Below are 18502 nucleotides of genomic sequence, written 5' to 3'. Positions count from 1 at the left end.
TCGATCACCGCAGTACCGAGGCCGCGCGCATGTCGGTGGCCAGCGCGTCGATCTGCTCCGGCGTGGCCGGCACCTGCGGCAGCCGCGGATCGCCGACGTCGATGCCCTGCAGGCGCAGACCGGCCTTGGACAACGTCACTCCGCCCAGGCGGCTCATCGCGTTGCACAGCGGCGCGACCGCGACGTTGATCTTGCGCGCGGTGGCGATGTCCCCGGAACCGAAGGCGGACAACAACTCCCGAAGCTGACTCGGCGCGAGATGGGAGATAACGCTGATGAAGCCGGTGGCCCCCATCGCCAGCCATGGCAGGTTGAGCGCGTCGTCTCCGGAGTAGTAAGCCAAGCCGGTTTCGGCGATGATCTGGCCCCCGCTGTGCAGGTCGGCCTTGGCATCCTTGATCCCGACGATATTCGGGTGCGCCGCCAGCGCGCGGATGGTGTCCGGCTCGATCGGGACCACCGACCGCGGCGGAATGTCGTAGAGCAGCACCGGCAGCTCGGTCGCGTCGGCGACGGCGGTGAAGTGCGCGATCAGCCCGCGCTGCGGCGGCCGCGAGTAATACGGCGTGACCACGAGCAAACCGTGCGCACCTTCGGCCGCGCTGGCCTTGGCCAGCTTGATGCTGTGCGCGGTGTCGTAGGTGCCCGCCCCGGCGATGACGCGGGCCCGGTCGCCCACGGCTTCCAGCACCACCCGCAGCAGTTCGAGCTTCTCGGCGTCGGTGGTGGTCGGTGACTCGCCGGTGGTTCCCGAGACGACCAGGCCGTCGCAGCCGGCGTCGACCAGGTGATTTGCCACCCGCGCCGCGGCCGCGGCGTCGAGCGAGCCATCGGCGGCAAACGGCGTCACCATTGCGGTCAGCAAGGTTCCCAGACGCGCGGAGGCATCGAATCCGACGGAACTCACGGGTCCCAGATTACCTGGCGGGGCCAAGCCGATTTCGTCGCCGCGCGGCCGGGGCACCACGCGCGCCAGCCCTCGATTGTGCACTCAGGGTTTCATCCGTGCGCTCAGGGCGGCGACCCGTGCGCTCAGGGCGGCGACACGCCGGGCGATGGAGACTGGGACGCACACGCGACGCCACGCCCGCACACTCGAATTCGCCGCGCGTCTCACGCTTCGGTGGCCAGCGGGCTGGTCGCGACCTCGGTGCCATCGGCGAGGGTGGATATCTCGAAATCGGCGAACACCGCCGGGGCTACCTCGACGAGCCGTCGCAGGCATTCGATGGCCAGCCGCCGGATTTCCACGTCGGCGTGCTCGCTGGCGCGCATCGCGACGAAGTGCCGCCAGGCGCGGTAGTTCCCGGTCACCACGATGCGGGTCTCGGTGGCGTTCGGCAGCACCGCCCGGGCCGCCTGGCGGGCCTGCTTGCGGCGCAGCACTGCGTTGGGTTGGTCGGCGAACTTGGCTTCGAGCTGGGCCAGCAGTTCGGTGTAGGTGGCCCGGCTGGCGTCGGCGGCCGCGGCCAGGATCTGCCGCAGCTCGGGGTCGTCCTCCATCCCCGGCGGCACGACGATCTGCGACTCGGTCTCCGGCACGTAGCGCTGCGAGAGCTGGGAGTAGGAAAAATGCCGGTGCCGGATCAGTTCGTGGGTCAACGACCGCGAGATGCCGGTGATGTAGAACGACACATTCGCGTGCTCGAGCACCGAAAAGTGGCCGACGTCGATGATGTGCTTGATGTAGCCGGCATTGGTCGCGGTCTTGGGGTTGGGCTTCGACCAGCTCTGGTAGCAGGCGCGTCCGGCGAACTCGACCAGCGCGGGTCCACCGTCGGCGTCGGTGGTCCACGGCACGTCCGGTGGCGCCAAGAACTCGGTCTTGGCGATCAGTTGTACGCGCAGGAGCGCGATCTCGGCCACGGCGCTCACCCTAGCCCGCGGGGTCTGAGGTCAGGAAACACCGCCCGGGTGTTCGGACGGCACGGATCGCTTGGCGTGCCGCAGATGTCGTTGCGCCGACACCGTGCCGAGTTCGGCCGCCGGACTGGGTACGACGACGGTAGGGGGCATTTCGCCGGCAGCGTCACCAGGCGCCGACTTATCGTGGACCGGTTCATCGGGCACGACCGGGTTGATGATACCGATGGCGCAGACGACGGCACCCCCGACGTACAACCCCGCGGAAACCTGCAGCAGCCGAGCGAAACTGACGTTGCTGAGCGGGCCGGCGGTGATCAACCCCACGCATGCCACGGCGGTCAGCGCGGCAGTCCGTCCCACCGCGTTTTGGATCGCCGCGGCGACACCGCTGTGGGCGGGTTCGACGCAAACCAAGATGACCGAACTCAACGGCGCGATGGTGAGCACCAGACCGGCGGCCAGTACCAATCGGCCCGGCAGCAGGTGGGTGGCGAAGTCGAAATGGTGCGCCCAGGGGCAGATGATCAGCAGCCCCACCGCGGCCAGCACCGGGCCCCCGATCAGAAAGATCCGCGGGCCGATGCGCGCGGCCGCGTTGCCCACTCGGCGGGCAAACAACAACGACGCGATCGGGGTGGGCAACGTGATCAACCCCGCGGCGAGAGCCGGATAGCCCGCGACCTCTTGCAAATACAGCGCCATCGCGATCGAACCCATCGTCAGGCCGGCATAGATGAACGCGGTCGCCAGATTGGCCCCGGCGAAGTTGCGCATACCGAACATGTTGGCACAGCACGTAGGGCCCGTGTGCGATGTACGCGAAAACATTTACTTGCGAAGCCGCATCATACGTATAGGCAGTAGTGCCCGGATGGCGAGGAATCGGAATGGGGTGAGTCGACTGCGGACCGCTGTACTTGGTTTGAATACTCGCGCTCTTTGCACCCATATCGGTGGCAGCGGCCATCGCGTCTTCCGGTGTGGCGAAGCGCAACACTACATTTATGAGCTCCTTTGTCATCGCCCTGCGGGCAGTAGCAAACCCGGTGACGAAATTATGGTTCTCGGCACCGTCCGGAATCGGTTCGGGTAAAGCCAAACCGATCGCGTCGGTGCTTTGCAGCGGGTTCGTAAGTGTGGTCGTCCGATCGGACAGGCTGGGATCCACCTGAAAGGGCGGAACTACATTGCTAGCCAAGCGGCGCGCTTCCAGCAAAACACCGGCATGAACGGTACCGGCACGGCCGAGCGGCGGTTGCGCAACAGTTGGAAAATTGCCGGTGACGAGCGCTCCCGAGTCGACACCGTCCACGACTTGGTGCACTGTCCCCGCGGTGCCGCCTACGCTGCTTGTGCAGGCGGAAGCTCCGATGCAAACTGCAACAACGCAAGACAAAACTCGCGCTCGCGTCACTTGACGGTCAGCAATCGGCTCGCCGTGCCGCCAGTATCACGTCCATCATCATCTCGCCGTATCGATCTTGGCCGCAATCGGTTTGATCAAAGCTGGTATGACGGAATCGGACACGTTGTACCCGCAGTCGGAAACGTCAATAATGATGTTGTTGCGCACAGATACACCACGTTGACAGTTCCTGCCATCGCCACCCTCCCACAGCAGCGAAGTGGAGACAATCCCGTCTTTCTCGGACACCTGGCCAACCATCTCGAAAGCCCCTGCGGAATTAGGCACGTTAACCTCGCGGACGTTGAGGGTCCGATTTGCGCACTGATGGAATCTGTCGGTCGCTCGCTGGTAGAACTTGCCCGCCGCGCCCGCATCGTGATAGGCGACCACCGCTTCGACCACGGAATACTTTATTGCAGCGCTGTCTGGCGAGTCCGCTAACTCTTGCCTGCACATGGAGACCCAACCAGTACCGTCATAGAACGATTGGACCACCGCAAAAACCACGCCAACGCAGTTATTGTCGGCGATCTCGTCACCAAAAAACGCATGAGAATCCGCGGGCTTTGTGAGGGAGACCAACGGGGGTGCTGACACCGCCGCAGCGACGTCGGCTGGGCTTGCCAACATGCCGTCAAGCGCAGTTATCGGAACTGGCGGCATCGACAAGGTCGACGGCTCGGTAATGTTAACGGTCGCCTGCCGGTTATCCGAACTGCCCGAAAATCTGGCGATATCAAGCCCAGCTATTACGGCCACAACGACAAATACCGCGAGGCCGCCGATCAGCCACCACAGTCGTGGGCGACGGGGTTTGCCGACCGGTACCCAACGTAGCCCTGTGGCGCCCCAATGGCCATTGCGGGTGGGCCCATATTTAGGCCACTCCCGCGCCAAGCCGCATCAGCTGGCGGCGGATGTCCTCCTGGTGGAAACGGCGGGCCGTAATGTATAGGCGGCCCAGGGGATCCGGTCGGCACTTGGTAATTGGGTGGCCGTCCGCGGCCCGCTGCATCTTCGTTCACAACCGCCCCGTTTCGAACTGCAGAATGTCGGTGAAGCAAAGGTACCGAAGGAATTCGACCGGTAATAGAACGAGTTCCTAGTACTTTCTACACACTAAAGTCGAGCCACGGTAGCCACCTTGATCGTTGACCCGCGCCGCCGTTGCAAGGTTCCCCACGACCTGCGCGCTGTGCGACCTGCCTAGGACACCGGCACCACGACCAGTTCGTGCGGCCGGTTGTTGACCGGCAACGCGCCGTCCTCGGTCACGACGACGATGTCTTCGATACGGGCACCCCAGCGTCCCTGGAAGTAGATGCCCGGCTCGATCGAAAAGGCCATCCCCGCAGTCAAAGGCAGGTCGTTGCCGCTGACGATGTAGGGCTCCTCGTGCACCGAGAGTCCGATGCCGTGTCCGGTGCGATGTACGAAAAACTCCGCGAGCCCGGCTGAGGCCAGCACGTCGCGCGCTGCGGCGTCGACCTGCTCGGCGGTCACCCCCGGACGAACCGCCTCAAGAGCCGCCTGTTGGGCCTGCTGCAGCAGCGAATACTGTTGTGCCACACCGGCAGAAGGTTCCCCCAGGCTGTAGGTGCGCGTCGAGTCGGAATGGTATCCGGCCTCGTAGGCTCCCCCGATGTCGACCACGACGATGTCGCCGGCCCGCAGTTCGCGATCCGAATAGCTGTGGTGCGGGTCCGCCCCATGCGGGCCGGAGCCGACGATGATGAACGACACTTCCGAATGGCCCTCGGCGACAATGGCTTCGGCGATATCGGCGGCGACGTCGGCCTCGGTGCGACCCGGGACCAGGAACTCCGGCACCCGGGCGTGCACCCGGTCGATGGCCGAGCCGGCCTTGCGCAGTGCGTCGATCTCGCACTCCTCCTTGACGATCCGCAGCGTGCGCAGGATGTCCGTGGCCAACACCGGCGTCACGCCAAAAGCCCCCGCCAACGGCAACAGGTGCAGCGCCGGCATGGAATCGGTGACGGCAACGGCGGCCGGGCCGCCCAACGCGGCAAGCACCAGCTGATACGGATCGTCACCGTCGACCCAATCGCGCACCGCCAGGCCGAGTTCCGCGATCGCCGATCCCTTCAGCGAAGCCAGTTCCAGCCGCGGCACCACAACGGTCGGATCGCCGGCGGCCGGCACTACTAGCGCGGTCAGCCGCTCGAAGGTCTGCGCGCGTGAGCCGCTGAGGTAGCGCAGGTCGTATCCCGGGGTGATCACCAGGCCGTCAAGTCCGGCCTTGGCGGTCGCCTCGGCGGCCGCGGCCAGGCGACGGGCATAGACCTCGGCGCCGAATCGGTGAGAGTCCATGGCAGCCAGGCTAACCGCACCAGCCGAACGTCGAGTTGATGTGGTGTTGTTGCCGGATGGGCGACAACAAGTCGACGTTCGACAGCGTGAAAAGATAAGCCGCATGCCCGCACCTCTGTGCCTCCTCGACGGCGCCAGCATGTGGTTCCGCTCGTATTTCGGGGTGCCGTCGTCGATCACCGCGCCCGACGGCCGGCCGGTCAACGCCGTCCGCGGCTTCATCGACTCGATGGCCGTGGTCATCGCCCAGCAGCGGCCGAAAAGGCTGGCCGTCTGCCTCGACCTGGATTGGCGACCGCAGTTCCGGGTCGACCTGATCCCGTCGTACAAGGCGCATCGGGTGGCCGAGCCCGAACCCGAAGGCACGCCCGACATCGAGGAAGTGCCCGACGACCTGACGCCGCAGGTCGACATGATCATGGCGCTGCTGGACGCGTTCGGGATTCCGAGGGCCGGCTCGGAGGGATACGAGGCCGACGACGTGCTGGGCACGTTGGCCGCCCGGGAACGCCGCGACCCGGTCGTCGTGGTCAGCGGGGACCGCGACCTGCTGCAGGTGGTGGCCAACGATCCGGTCCCGGTGCGGGTGCTCTACCTGGGCCGCGGCCTGGCCAAAGCCACCCTGTTCGGGCCCAAAGAGGTCGCCGAAAACTATTCAGTGCCGGTCGAGCGGGCCGGGCCGGCCTACGCCGAACTCGCGCTACTGCGCGGCGATCCGTCCGACGGCCTGCCCGGCGTGCCGGGGGTCGGAGAGAAGACGGCCGCCAGCCTGCTGGCTCAGCACGGCTCGCTGGACCAGATCCTGGCCGCCGCCCACGACCCGAAATCCAAGCTCGCCAAGGGTTTGCGGGCCAAACTGCGCGGCGCGACCGACTACATCGAGGCTGCCGGCAAGGTGGTGCGAGTCGCCACCGACGCGCCGATCACGCTGTCGACGCGCAGCGACGAGTTACCCCTGGTCGCCGCCGACCCGCAGCGCACCGCCGCGCTGGCGACGGAATACGGCGTGGGATCCTCGATTGCTCGTCTGCAGAAAGCGCTCGACTCGTTGCCGCAGTGAGTTACTGCGGCCGGCCCACTTCGTAGGTGCCCTTGTCGTCCTGGAAGGTCACGGTCACCTTCTTCTGGGCGCCGTCAATGCTGACGCTGCAGTCGAAGGTGGCGCCCTTCGCCACGGTGGGGTCGGCGCCGTTGTTGCACTTGACGTCTGTGACGTTCTTGGCGCCGTATCCGTTGGTCTCGTCGGTCAGGACCTGCTGCACGCCACTCTGCGCCTTGTTGATGTCCAGCTTGGTAGTGACGAAAAAGCCGGGCTCCCAGAACCCGAGCACCAGCACGATCGCGATCAGCAGACAGGCGACCGCACCGGCCACGCCACCGATCAGCGCCATCGACCGCTTCTTCTGCGGCTGACCCGGATACTGCTGCGGGTACTGGCCGGGCTGACCGTACTGGCCGGGCTGACCGTACTGGCCGGGCTGACCGTACTGCCCCGGCTGACCGTACTGGCCATACTGCCCGTACTGGCCCGGCTGCGCGTATTGCCCGGGCTGGCCGTATTGCCCCGGCTGGCCGTACTGGCCGTATCCCGGCGGCTGTTGCTGGGGGTAGGGCTGGTAAGCGTGCTCAGTCGGCTGCTGGTACTGGGGGTACTCGGCGGGCGGAGTGTATGCCGGCGCCTGCCAGGTCCCCTCCTGGGCCGGCGGCTGCTGCTGCCAGGGCGAGCCCACCTGGCCGATCTGAGTCGGTTCCTGGGAGCGATCGGCACCCTCGCCGGGCGGTTGCCACTGCTGGCCCGGGTCCGATCCCTGCGGTCCGCTCATCGTTTCTCCTCAATCGCCTTGTGTCTTGGCCCTGTAACGGTAGCTCGGCGCCAGCCTACCCGGCATCAACTGCGACGACGCCGCGCCGAACATCGTTGATAGCCCGCTTCGCCGTCGCCCGCACATCAGCATCCGGGGCGGCGTTGCGGACCTGGTCCAGCAGGTCGAGCACCTGGCGGCACCACCGTACGAAATCCCCGGCCAGCAACGGCGAACCGGTGCCCGTTGCGTCGGCCGCAGCCAGCGAGGCGGTCAGGTCGCCGGTGCGGGCCCAGCGGTAGATGACGGCGACAAAGCCATCGTCGGGTTCGCGGCTCGGCGCGATGCGGTGTGTTTGCTCGTCGGCGCGCAGCGCGAAGGACAGCTTCGCCGTCTGCAGCAAAGCCTGCCGTAATCGCGGCGTGGGAGCCTCGGCCGCAAACGGCGCGCCGGGCCCGTCGCCGCCGCGGCTCTCGTAGAGCACCGACGAGACGACGGCGGCCAACTCGGCGGGCTTCAGCTCCGCCCACGCCCCGGAGCGCAGGCATTCGGCGGCCAGCAGGTCGCTCTCGCAGTAGATGCGGGCCAGCAACCGGCCGTCGTCGGTGACCCGCGGATCACCCGCGGAGCCCTGGATGAACTCGCGCTCGGTGAGCAGCCCAACGATCCGGTCGAACGTGCGAGCCAGCGAGTTGGTGGCCGCGGCGACCTTCTTTTCCAGCTGCGCGTTGTCGCGTTCGATGCGCAGGTAACGCTCGGCCTCGCGTACCTTCGCCTCGACACCGGGGCTGTTGTGCGCCGGGTGGCGCCGCAGCTCCTCCCGCAACGACGCCAGTTCCGGGTCGTGGAAGCCGCCGTCGGGATCCGCGGCCCGACGGCGCGACGGAACATCGAGCGGAGCGGCGGCCGACCGCAGCGCCGAAGCCAGATCACGCCGAACCCTGGGCTGGCGATGCTCGACCCGCTTGGGCAACGACATCGACCCCAGCGGCGCCACCGCGCCCGAGTAGTCGGCCGACGAAATCCGGCCCGCCCAAAGGTGTTCGGTGAGCACCAGGGGCCGCGGGTCGTCGCCGTCGCGCGCCGATTCCAGCACCACCGCCAGGCCGCTGTGCCGGCCGTTGGCGATGGTGATGATGTCACCGCGGCGCAGCCCGGCCAGCGCCTCGTTGGCGGCCTGGCGCCGGTGCAGCCGCGACGCCCGGGACTGCGCGCGTTCCAGCTCGGTGATCCGCGCGCGCATCCGGGCGTATTCCAGGATCGGCGCGTCGGCCCCACCGAGTTCGGTGGCGATCTCGTCCTGCATCCGCTTGCCGCGATCGATGCCCTTCACCAGCCCGACGACGGAGCGGTCGGCCTGATACTGGGCAAACGACTGCTCCAACAGCTGATGCACCTGCTCCGGGCCCATGTGCTGCACCAGGTTGATCGTCATGTTGTACGACGGCGCGAACGAACTGCGCAGCGGAAACGTCCGGGTGGACGCCAGCCCGGCCACCGCCGACGGTTCGGAGGTCTCCTCGGCCGGATGCCAAAGCACCACCGCGTGACCCTCGACGTCGATGCCGCGCCGCCCGGCGCGCCCGGTCAGCTGCGTGTACTCCCCCGGCGTCAGCGGCACGTGCGCCTCGCCGTTGAACTTCACCAGCCGCTCGAGCACGACGGTGCGAGCGGGCATGTTGATGCCCAGCGCCAGCGTCTCGGTGGCGAACACCGCCCTGACCAGCCCGGCGGTGAACAGCTCCTCGACCGTGTGCCGGAAGGCGGGCAACATCCCGGCGTGGTGGGCGGCCAGACCGCGCAGCAACCCCTCGCGCCACTCGTAGTAGCCGAGCACCGCAAGGTCGGCCTCGGGGAGATCGCCGCAGCGGTGCTCGATCACCTCGGCGATCTGGGCGCGTTCCTCCTCGCTGGTGAGCCGCAGCGGCGAGCGCAGGCACTGCTGGACCGCGGCGTCGCAGCCGGCGCGGGAGAACACGAATGTGATAGCCGGCAACAGTCCTTCGGAGTCCAGCGTCGCGATCACGTCGGGCCGCGGCGGCGGCCGGTAGAAGCGCGGCCGCTCCGGCCTGCCCCTTCCCGTCTGCCGGCGGGGGCCGCGCCAGTCGCCCATCCGGTCCGCCTCGCGGCGCTGCGCAATATGGCGCAGCAGTTCAGGATTCACCCGCGGCTGACGATCGGCGGCCGGCTTGTCGTGCTCGTAGTCGAACAAGTCAAACAGGCGCTTGCCGACCAGAACGTGCTGCCACAGCGGCACCGGCCGGTGCTCGTCGACCACGACCGTGGTGTCCCCGCGCACGGTCTGGATCCAGCCGCCAAACTCCTCGGCGTTGCTCACCGTCGCCGACAGGCTGACCAGTCGCACCTCGTCGGGCAGATGCAGGATCACCTCTTCCCACACCGGACCCCGCATCCGGTCGGCAAGGAAATGCACCTCGTCCATCACTACATAGGAAAGTCCTTGCAGCGCAGCAGAATCCGCGTAGAGCATGTTGCGCAGCACCTCGGTGGTCATGACCACCACGGGCGCATCGGCGTTGACGGACATGTCGCCGGTCAGCAGCCCGATCTTCTCGCGGCCGTAGCGCGCGGTCAGGTCGGTGTGCTTCTGGTTGCTCAACGCCTTGAGCGGGGTCGTGTAGAAGCACTTGCCACCGGCGGCCAGCGCCAGGTGGACGGCGAATTCGCCGACCACGGTCTTGCCGGCACCCGTTGGCGCACAAACCAATACGCCATGACCCCGTTCGAGCGCCGCGCAGGCCCGCGTCTGGAAATCGTCGAGGGCGAACGGCAATTCGGCGGTGAACCGAGGCAGCTCGGTCAGTTCGGTGACGCCGCCGTCAGGTGCCGCGGCCATTTACGTGACGTCGTCGTGTTGCCCGGCGTGCAGCGACGGCTCGGGCGACGGCGCGGGTATGGGTCCGGGCGGCTCGATGACCGACGCTTCGTCGTCGCGGATCTCGGTTTGGGCTTCGCGCTTGGCTTTTCGCTTGTCGTGAACACGGGCGATCTGAATGGCCAACTCCTGCAGCACCGACAGCGCGACGCCCAGGGCGGTCATCGAAAACGGATCCGAGCCGGGCGTGAAGATCGCCGCGAACACGAACATCGCGAAGATCAGCCCGCGCCGCCACGCCTTCAGCTTCTGGTAGGGCAGCACACCAACCATGTTGAGCATGACGATCAGCAGTGGGAACTCGAAGCTGAAGCCGAACACCAGCAACAGGTTGATCAGGAAGCCGAAATAGCGGTCGCCGGACAGCGCCGTCGCCTGCACGTCGCTGCCGACGGTCAGCAAAAAGCCCAGTGCCTGCGACAGCACGAAGTAGGCCAGCACCGCGCCCCCGACGAACAGCAGCGCGGCGGGGATCACGAACCCGATCGCGAAGCGGCGTTCCTTCTGATACAGCCCGGGTGTGATGAACGCCCACAGCTCGTAGAACCACACCGGGCAGGCCAGCACGATCCCGGCCGTCATCCCGACCTTGAGCCGCAGCATGAATTGGTCGAACGGCGCGGTGGCCAGCAATCGGCACTGCCCGTCGGCGCTGATGTCCGCGCGCGCCGACTGCGGCAGCGAGCAGTAGGGATGGCGCAGCCACTCACCCAGGCTCTCCAGCCCGAACAGCGAATGCCCGTACCAGACGAAACCGAGAATCGTGGTGACCAGGATCGCGGCCAGCGAGATCAGGAGCCGGGTGCGCAGCTCGGTCAGATGCTCGACGAGCGACATCGTCGCGTCGGGATTGGTGCGACTGCGCCTGTTGCGCGGGTTGAGATGCCTCAGCAGCGCAGCAGTGCGCGCTGAAGTCTTGAATGCTTTCACGACGCTCGGTCAGTGGCACTCGGGCACCGTGGCCGAAGCCCGGCTAAGCGGGGCGCGCTTCGCTGTGGCCCTGCTCGGAAGCCGGCGACGGGTCGACCCGCTGCGACTGCACGGGCGCAGGGGATTCGATGGAAGGCGCGTCGGATTTGTTCTCCGTCTGCATTTCGCGCAGTTCGGACTTGAAAATGCGCATCGATTTGCCCAACGAGCGCGCTGCATCCGGGAGCTTCTTGGCGCCGAACAGCAGAATCACGACGACCGCGAGGATCGCCCAGTGCCACGGACTTAGACTGCCCACTTTGTTTACCTCCAGACGTCCACCCGATGCTACCGCAGCGCGGCCGACAGCCGGTGTGCCCGCGCCGCGGCGATCAGGACGTCACTGCCTGGTAAGACTCCAACGCGGCCACCGCGGCAGCGCGTACCCGCTGCGCAAGGGAGTGCGGTTCGACGACCCGCACGTCCGACCCGAAACCCAGCACCAGGCGCGTCATCCACTCCTCGGAGGCGTAGGTCATGACCGCCTCGCACGACCCGTCCGGCAACTCGCGCACGTCGCGCATCGGGTAGTACTCGAACACCCACGACGCCGACGGCGACACCCGCAGCCTGGCCGACGGCAGCGACGGGTCGCCGTCGAACAGCGACGTGTCCGGCGGGGCCTGCAGCACCGGCTGCGGCGGGGCGGCCGGCTCGCCGAGTTCGGTGGCCTCCACGATCCGGTCGAACCGGAACAGCCGCACGCCCTCGGCCTCGCGCGACCACGCCTCCAGATAGCTGTGACCGCCGATCAGCAACACCCGGATGGGGTCGACTATTCGGCTGGTCAGGGTGTCGTGCGAGGCCGAGTAGTAGTCGATGGCCAGCGCGTGTTTGTACTGCACGGCCGTGCGTACGGTGGCCGCGGCGCGGTTCTCGATGGGCGCCGGGTCGTCGATCGCGGTGACCGAACTCGTCGCGTCCTGCCCGACCGCACCGGCCGCCGCGGCGATCTTGGCGATCGCGCTGCGGGCCGCCTCCGGATCGACCACACCCGGGATGTCGGCCAGCGCCCGCAGCGCTACCAGCAGACCGGTGGCCTCCGGCGAGGTCAGCTTCAGCGGGCGATCGATGCCCGCCGAAAACGTCACCTCGATGGTGTCGCCGGAGAACTCGAAGTCGATCAGATCGCCCGGGAAGTAACCGGGCAGGCCGCACATCCACAGCTGGTTGAGGTCCTCTTCCAGCTGCTTGACCGTCACCCCCAGCTCGGCGGCGGCCTCGGCCCGGGTGATCCGCGGGTTGGCCTGGAAATACGGCACCATGTTGAGCAGCCGGACCAGGCGGGTGGAGACAGCGGTCACGCCGGGGCCTCCGCTTGGGCGCGCAGCCGGGCCAGCACGTCGTCGCGCAGCGACTGCGGCTCGAGCACGACGGCGTCGACGCCGTATCCGGCGATTTCGCGGGCCAGCCGGTCGGTGGAGCTGATGCCGAGCTCGATCACCTCGCCGTCGCGGCCGCCCAGCTGCTGGGCACCGGTGGATCGTCCGGCGCGACGCAGCGCGGTGGCCCGCCCGTCGGCGACCCAGACCAGGGCCTGCGCGCCGGTGGGCGTCTCGGCCACGATCTGCGCGACGATCTTGCGCAGGTCGACGTCGTTGGGGACGGTGACCGCCCCGGCCGGGCCGATCGGCTCGACGTCGGCGCCGATGCGGGACAGCCGGAATGTGCGGGTGGCGTCGCGGTCACGGTCGTGGCCGACCAGATACCAACGACCCTTCTCGGTGACCACGCCCCACGGCTCGACGGTGCGCATCGTGTACGGCTCGGTGCGTGACGGCCGATGCGGAAACCGCACGACCTGTCGAGAATCGATGGCGGACAACAAGATTCCGAGCACATCCTCGGACCCGCGCAGACCCGGCACGCCCTCCGGGGAGGCGATGGCCACCGGGGCCTCGGGGTCGACGTCTGCCCCGGCGGCGCGCAGCTTGAGCAGCGCGCCCTGCGTTGCGGTGATCAGTTCGGGCGATTCCCACAGCTTGGTGGCGACGGCAACCGCAGCCGCCTCGTCTGCGGTGAGTTCGACCGGCGGCAGCGAATAGGCGTCGCGGTTGATGCGGTACCCCTCGCTGGGGTCCAGCGACGAGACCCGGCCGACCTCGAGCGGGATGCCGAGGTCGCGCAGCTCGTTCTTGTCACGCTCGAACATCCGGGAAAACGCTTCGAGGCTTGGGCTTTCGGAATAGCCGGCCACGCTGGTCCGGATCTTCTCCGCGGTGATGTAGCCGCGAGTGGACAGCAAGGCGATGACGAGGTTGACCAGCCGTTCGACTTTCGAGGTCGCCATTTGCTCCAGGTTAGATGGCCCGCACCCGGCGCGCGCACCGACTCGCGGGGCCTACATGCTGGCGATGAGTCGCTTCACCCGCTCGTCGACCGCCCGGAACGGGTCCTTGCACAGCACGGTGCGCTGCGCCTGGTCGTTGAGCTTGAGGTGCACCCAGTCGACGGTGAAGTCGCGGCCGGCCGCCTGGGCGGCGCTGATGAATTCGCCGCGCAGCCGCGCCCGGGTGGTCTGAGGCGGACTGTCCACCGCTTCGGCAATGTCCTCGTCGGTGGTGACGCGCGCCGCCAGGCCCTTGCGCTGCAGCAGGTCGAAGACGCCCCGACCACGCTTGATGTCGTGGTAGGCCAGGTCCAGCTGGGCGATCTTGGGGTCCGACAGCTCCATGTTGTAGCGGTCCTGGTAACGCTGGAACAGCTTGCGCTTGATCACCCAGTCGATCTCGGTGTCGACCTTGGCGAAATCCTGGCTTTCGACGGCGTCCAGTTGCCGGCCCCACAGGTCGACGACCTGCTCGATCTGGGCGTTGGACTCGCGCGTCTGCAGGTGCTCGACGGCGCGGCTGTAGTACTCACGCTGGATGTCCAGCGCGCTGGCCTGACGCCCGCCGGCCAGGCGCACCGGCCGGCGCCCGGTGATGTCGTGGCTGACCTCGCGGATGGCGCGGATGGGGTTGTCCAGCGAGAAGTCGCGGAATGGGACGCCGGACTCGATCATCTCCAGCACCAGCGCGGCGGTGCCTACCTTGAGCATCGTGGTGGTCTCGCACATGTTGGAGTCGCCGACGATGACGTGCAGCCGTCGGTACTTCTCGGCGTCGGCGTGCGGTTCGTCGCGGGTGTTGATGATCGGGCGGCTGCGGGTGGTGGCCGACGACACGCCTTCCCAGATGTGCTCGGCGCGCTGCGACAGGCAAAACGTCGCGGCCTTGGGGGTCTGCAGCACCTTGCCGGCCCCGCAGATCAGCTGGCGGGTGACCAGGAAGGGCAGCAGCACGTCCGAGATCCGGGAGAACTCCCCGGCCCGCACGATCAGGTAATTCTCGTGGCAGCCGTAGGAGTTGCCCGCCGAATCGGTGTTGTTCTTGAACAGGTAGATGTCCCCGCCGATGCCCTCGTCGGCGAGTCGCTGCTCGGCGTCGACCAGCAGGTCTTCCAGCACCCATTCCCCGGCCCGGTCGTGGGTGACCAGCTGCACCAGGCTGTCGCATTCGGCGGTGGCGTACTCGGGGTGGCTGCCCACGTCGAGGTACAGCCGGGCGCCGTTGCGCAAGAACACGTTGGAGCTGCGGCCCCATGACACCACCCGGCGGAAAAGGTAGCGGGCTACCTCGTCCGGGGACAGGCGGCGATGGCCGTGGAACGTGCAGGTGACACCGAACTCGGTCTCGATGCCCATGATTCGTCGCTGCACATCATCGAGGGTACTGGTTGTCTGAGCGCGCCGGTCAGCCGCCGCGCCCACCGGCGCGAAACCGGTCAGGACTCGTCGTCAGAATCCGTGGAATCGCCCTTGGCTTTCGCGCCCTTCGAATCCTGCAGCAGGTTTTCCACGGTGGGCCCACCGATGCGCCGGAACGCCCGTCGCGGCCGGTTGGCGTCCAGGATGGCGACCTCGAGGTTGGCCACGTCGAGGCTGGGCTCGTCGCCGCCGTTGCTACTGCCGGCCCGCAGCGCGTCGACGGCGATGCCCAAGGCGTCGCGCAGATCCGCGTTTTCGGCGTAGGACTCCTTGAGGGCGGTCGTGATCGGCTCGGTGGTGCCGCCCATCACGACGAAGTGCGGCTCGTCGGCGATAGACCCGTCGTAGGTGATCCGGTACATCTCCGGCGGTTTGGTCTCGCCGTAGTGCGCGACCTCCGCCACACACAGCTCCACCTCATACGGTTTGGCCTGCTCGGTGAAGATGGTGCCGAGGGTCTGCGCGTACACGTTGGCTAGCTGCCGGCCGGTGACGTCGCGACGGTCGTAGGCGTAACCGCGGGTGTCGGCGAACTGGATGCCGCCGCGGCGCAGATTGTCGAACTCGTTGAACTTGCCCGCGGCCGCGAAGCCCACGCGGTCGTAGAGTTCGCTGATCTTCTGCAGGGACCTCGACGGGTTCTCGGCGACGAACAGCACGCCACCGGCGTAGGCGAGCGCCACCACGCTGCGGCCCCGGGCGATGCCCTTGCGTGCGAGCTCGCTGCGCTCACGCATCGCCTGTTCAGGCGAGATGAAATACGGGAAGCTCACTTCTCACCGCCGTCCGGGCCGAAAGTGTCTGCGCGTGAGCGACTTTCGATCACCTCGCGGGCCAATTCGGCGATGCGGCTCTCGGGCACCTCGGCCGCGCCTTCGGCGCCGATGGTGACCGCGGTCGGGAAGATGCCGCGCACCAGATCCGGTCCACCGGTGGCGGAGTCGTCGTCGGCGGCGTCGTACAGCGCCTCCACGGCCACCCGCAGCGCGGAATCGACGTCGGTGACCCGGGCATACAGTTTTTTGATCGAGGACTTGGCGAAGATCGAACCCGACCCCACCGACTGGTAGCCCTCTTCCTCGATGTTCCAGCCGCCCGCGGCGTCGAACGAGACGATGCGCCCGGCGCTTTCCGGGTCGGCCGCGTGGATGTCGTAGCCGGCCAGCAGGGGCAGGGCCACCAGGCCCTGCATCGCGGCGGCGAGGTTGCCGCGCACCATGATCGCGAGCCGGTTCACCTTGCCGGCGAATGTCAGCGGTACGCCTTCCAGCTTCTCGTAATGCTCGAGCTCCACGGCGTAGAGGCGGGCGAATTCGACGGCGACCGCGGCCGTGCCGGCGATGCCGGTCGCGGTGTAGTCGTCGGTGATGTAGACCTTCTTGACGTCGCGGCCGGCGATCATGTTGCCCTGCGTCGAACGCCGGTCACCGGCGATCAGGACACCGCCGGGGTATTTCAGGGCGACGATCGTGGTGCCGTGCGGCAGCCCGGCGTCACCACCGGATTGTCCGCCACCTCCTAGCGCCGCCGGCAGCAATTCCGGCGCCTGACGGCGCAACAGGTCGGCGAAAGACGACGTATTTACAGCAGAGAATCCGGGGAGAACCGAGTTAGTGGACAGGCGATCGGGAAACGGCCAGGTCACTGTCCGCCCTTTTGGACATACGCGCGGACGAAGTCCTCGGCGTTTTCCTCCAGGACGTCGTCAATCTCGTCGAGCAGATCGTCGGTTTCCTCGGTCAGTTTCTCGCGACGCTCTTGGCCCGCGGCCGTGGTGCCGACGACGTCGTCTTCGTCGCCACCGCCACGTTTGGTCTGCTCCTGCGCCATCGCCGCCTCCTGCTATGTCTGGGCTGGCTTACCGACCGCTTAAGCCGCCCGCTGGTATCTCTACCCTACCGGTCAAACCCGAGGTTCTTTGGTTAACAACCCTTAGCTGGTGAGTTGTTCCACCAGCTCGACGGCGCTGTCCACCGAGTCCAGCAGGGCTCCGACGTGCGCCTTGCTGCCGCGTAACGGCTCCAGGGTCGGAATGCGCACCAGCGAATCTCCGCCGAGATCGAAAATCACCGAGTCCCAACTGGCCGCGGCGATGTCGGCACCGAACCGGCGCAGGCATTCGCCGCGGAAGTACGCGCGGGTGTCCGTCGGCGGATTGTCGACAGCCTCCAACACCTCGTGTTCGCTGACCAGCCGCTTCATCGAGCCGCGGGCGACCAGCCGGTTGTACAGGCCTTTGTCCAGCCGGACATCGGAATACTGCAGGTCCACCAGGTGCAGTCGGGGTGCCGACCAGTTCAGGTTCTCCCGCTGCCGGAACCCTTCGAGCAGCCGCAGCTTGGCCGGCCAGTCCAGCAGCTCCGCGCATTCCATCGGGTCGCGCTCCAGCTGGTCCAGCGCGTGCGCCCACGTTTCGACAACGTGCGATGCCCGCGGGTCCGGATCACGACCGTCGACCAGCTTGGCCACCCGATCGAGGTAAATCCGTTGCAGCGCAAGCGCGGTCAGTTCCCGGCCGTCCGCCATGGCCACCGCCACCCGCAGCGACGGGTCACGGCTGATCGCGTGCACCGCGTGCACGGGCCGCGCCAGTGCCAGATCGGACAGGTCGATGCCGTGTTGCGGGCCTTCCTCGATCAGATCCAGCACCAGCGCGGTGGTGCCCAGCTTCAGGTAGGTCGACGTCTCGGCGAGGTTGGCGTCGCCGATGATCACGTGCAGCCGGCGGTACCGGTCGGCGTCGGCGTGCGGCTCGTCGCGGGTGTTGATGATGCCGCGCTTCAGCGTGGTTTCCAGCCCGACTTCGACCTCGATGTAGTCCGAGCGTTGGGACAGCTGGAAGCCGGGCTCGTCACCGGAGGGGCCGATGCCGACACGACCGGAGCCGGTGACCACCTGCCGGGACACCAGAAACGGCGTCAGGCCGGAGATGATGGCCGAAAACGGCGTCTGCCGGCTCATCAGGTAGTTCTCGTGCGATCCGTACGAGGCGCCCTTGCCGTCCACGTTGTTCTTGTACAGCTGCAACTTGGCGGCCCCGGGCACGCTGGCCACGTGGCGGGCGGCGGCCTCCATCACGCGCTCACCGGCCTTGTCCCAGATCACCGCGTCCATCGGGTCGGTGCACTCGGGCGCGGAGTACTCCGGGTGCGCGTGGTCGACGTAGAGCCGCGCCCCGTTGGTCAGGATCATGTTGGCCGCGCCGACCTCGTCGGCGTCGACCACCGGCGGCGGCCCGGCCGAGCGGCTCAGGTCGAAACCGCGGGCGTCGCGCAGCGGCGACTCCACCTCGTAGTCCCAGCGGGTGCGCTTGGCGCGCTGAATGCCGGCGGCGGCCGCGTAGGCCAGCACCGCCTGAGTGGAAGTGAGGATCGGGTTGGCAGTTGGGTCCGACGGCGACGAAATGCCGTACTCGACCTCCGTCCCGATAATCCGTTGCATCCGTTAAGCGTAGGCCGGGCAACGGTGTGCCCACTGCGCCG

17 protein-coding genes and 1 pseudogene are annotated in these 18502 nt (G+C 67.5%); 1 reads left to right on the top strand and 17 read right to left on the bottom strand.

Annotated elements, in window-relative coordinates; translation table 11 throughout:
- Positions 1-4: 4 nt before the first annotated feature.
- The 6 genes and pseudogenes from dapA to T428_RS0103985 all read right to left on the bottom strand — a co-directional run bounded on the left by dapA (position 5) and on the right by T428_RS0103985 (position 5605).
- The gene (gene dapA, locus T428_RS0104010; protein WP_025735460.1) at positions 5-907 is read right to left on the bottom strand and encodes a 4-hydroxy-tetrahydrodipicolinate synthase; all 903 of its coding nucleotides are present in this window, start codon (positions 905-907) and stop codon (positions 5-7) included.
- 206 nt (positions 908-1113) lie between these two features.
- On the bottom strand, positions 1114-1866 hold the full coding sequence (thyX, locus tag T428_RS0104005) for an FAD-dependent thymidylate synthase (protein WP_025735459.1): 753 nt from the start codon (positions 1864-1866) through the stop codon (positions 1114-1116).
- Positions 1867-1896: 30 nt separating this feature from the next.
- Positions 1897-2640, bottom strand: coding sequence for an MFS transporter (locus T428_RS25475; RefSeq protein ID WP_156942835.1), 744 nt, complete (start codon positions 2638-2640; stop codon positions 1897-1899).
- A gap of 55 nt (positions 2641-2695) precedes the next feature.
- A pseudogene (locus T428_RS35920) lies at positions 2696-3178 on the bottom strand (DUF7373 family lipoprotein); the annotation flags it as partial.
- A gap of 150 nt (positions 3179-3328) precedes the next feature.
- The gene (locus tag T428_RS0103995) at positions 3329-4171 is read right to left on the bottom strand and encodes a sensor domain-containing protein (protein WP_156942834.1); all 843 of its coding nucleotides are present in this window, start codon (positions 4169-4171) and stop codon (positions 3329-3331) included.
- Positions 4172-4480: 309 nt separating this feature from the next.
- A complete protein-coding gene (locus tag T428_RS0103985) occupies positions 4481-5605 on the bottom strand; it encodes a M24 family metallopeptidase (protein WP_025735456.1) in 1125 nt (374 codons plus the stop codon).
- Positions 5606-5708: 103 nt separating this feature from the next.
- Here T428_RS0103985 and T428_RS0103980 point away from each other — a divergent pair, with 103 nt between their 5' ends.
- Positions 5709-6665 (top strand): 5'-3' exonuclease, encoded by a 957-nt coding sequence (locus T428_RS0103980; RefSeq protein WP_025735455.1) that lies wholly within the window; start codon positions 5709-5711, stop codon positions 6663-6665.
- Between the two features lies 1 nt (position 6666).
- Here the strand turns inward: T428_RS0103980 and T428_RS0103975 are convergent, their stop codons facing one another.
- The 11 genes from T428_RS0103975 to dop form a co-directional block, all read right to left on the bottom strand.
- Entirely contained in the window at positions 6667-7428 is a 762-nt protein-coding gene (locus T428_RS0103975) for a DUF4333 domain-containing protein (RefSeq protein WP_025735454.1), read from the bottom strand.
- Positions 7429-7483: 55 nt separating this feature from the next.
- On the bottom strand, positions 7484-10264 hold the full coding sequence (locus T428_RS0103970) for a DEAD/DEAH box helicase (protein ID WP_025735453.1): 2781 nt from the start codon (positions 10262-10264) through the stop codon (positions 7484-7486).
- Positions 10265-11233: a twin-arginine translocase subunit TatC gene (gene tatC / locus T428_RS0103965; protein ID WP_025735452.1), complete on the bottom strand. Its 969-nt coding sequence runs from the start codon at positions 11231-11233 to the stop codon at positions 10265-10267.
- 43 nt (positions 11234-11276) lie between these two features.
- Positions 11277-11531 carry a Sec-independent protein translocase subunit TatA gene (gene tatA / locus T428_RS0103960; RefSeq protein ID WP_025735451.1) on the bottom strand — a complete coding sequence of 85 codons (255 nt, stop codon included), beginning with the start codon at positions 11529-11531 and terminating at the stop codon, positions 11277-11279.
- A 73-nt stretch (positions 11532-11604) separates the two neighbouring features.
- Positions 11605-12576: a helix-turn-helix transcriptional regulator gene (locus tag T428_RS0103955; protein WP_025735450.1), complete on the bottom strand. Its 972-nt coding sequence runs from the start codon at positions 12574-12576 to the stop codon at positions 11605-11607.
- Positions 12573-13562 carry a helix-turn-helix transcriptional regulator gene (locus T428_RS0103950; RefSeq protein ID WP_025735449.1) on the bottom strand — a complete coding sequence of 330 codons (990 nt, stop codon included), beginning with the start codon at positions 13560-13562 and terminating at the stop codon, positions 12573-12575. The genes T428_RS0103955 and T428_RS0103950 overlap by 4 nt, the downstream gene beginning before the upstream one ends.
- Before the next feature lie 51 nt (positions 13563-13613).
- Positions 13614-14972: a Pup--protein ligase gene (gene pafA / locus T428_RS0103945; protein WP_025735448.1), complete on the bottom strand. Its 1359-nt coding sequence runs from the start codon at positions 14970-14972 to the stop codon at positions 13614-13616.
- A gap of 65 nt (positions 14973-15037) precedes the next feature.
- Complete coding sequence (gene prcA, locus T428_RS0103940; RefSeq protein ID WP_025735447.1) at positions 15038-15793, bottom strand: proteasome subunit alpha; 756 nt, start codon at positions 15791-15793, stop codon at positions 15038-15040.
- Complete coding sequence (gene prcB, locus T428_RS0103935) at positions 15790-16665, bottom strand: proteasome subunit beta (RefSeq protein ID WP_025735446.1); 876 nt, start codon at positions 16663-16665, stop codon at positions 15790-15792. The genes prcA and prcB overlap by 4 nt, the downstream gene beginning before the upstream one ends.
- Positions 16662-16850, bottom strand: coding sequence for a ubiquitin-like protein Pup (locus T428_RS0103930; RefSeq protein WP_025735445.1), 189 nt, complete (start codon positions 16848-16850; stop codon positions 16662-16664). Before T428_RS0103930 ends, prcB begins: the two co-directional genes overlap by 4 nt.
- A 102-nt stretch (positions 16851-16952) precedes the next feature.
- Complete coding sequence (gene dop / locus T428_RS0103925; RefSeq protein WP_025735444.1) at positions 16953-18461, bottom strand: pup deamidase/depupylase; 1509 nt, start codon at positions 18459-18461, stop codon at positions 16953-16955.
- Positions 18462-18502 lie beyond the last annotated feature (41 nt).

Source organism: Mycobacterium genavense ATCC 51234 (assembly GCF_000526915.1).
GTDB classification, from domain to species: domain Bacteria; phylum Actinomycetota; class Actinomycetes; order Mycobacteriales; family Mycobacteriaceae; genus Mycobacterium; species Mycobacterium genavense.
This window is presented reverse-complemented; position numbering and strand designations above follow the sequence as displayed.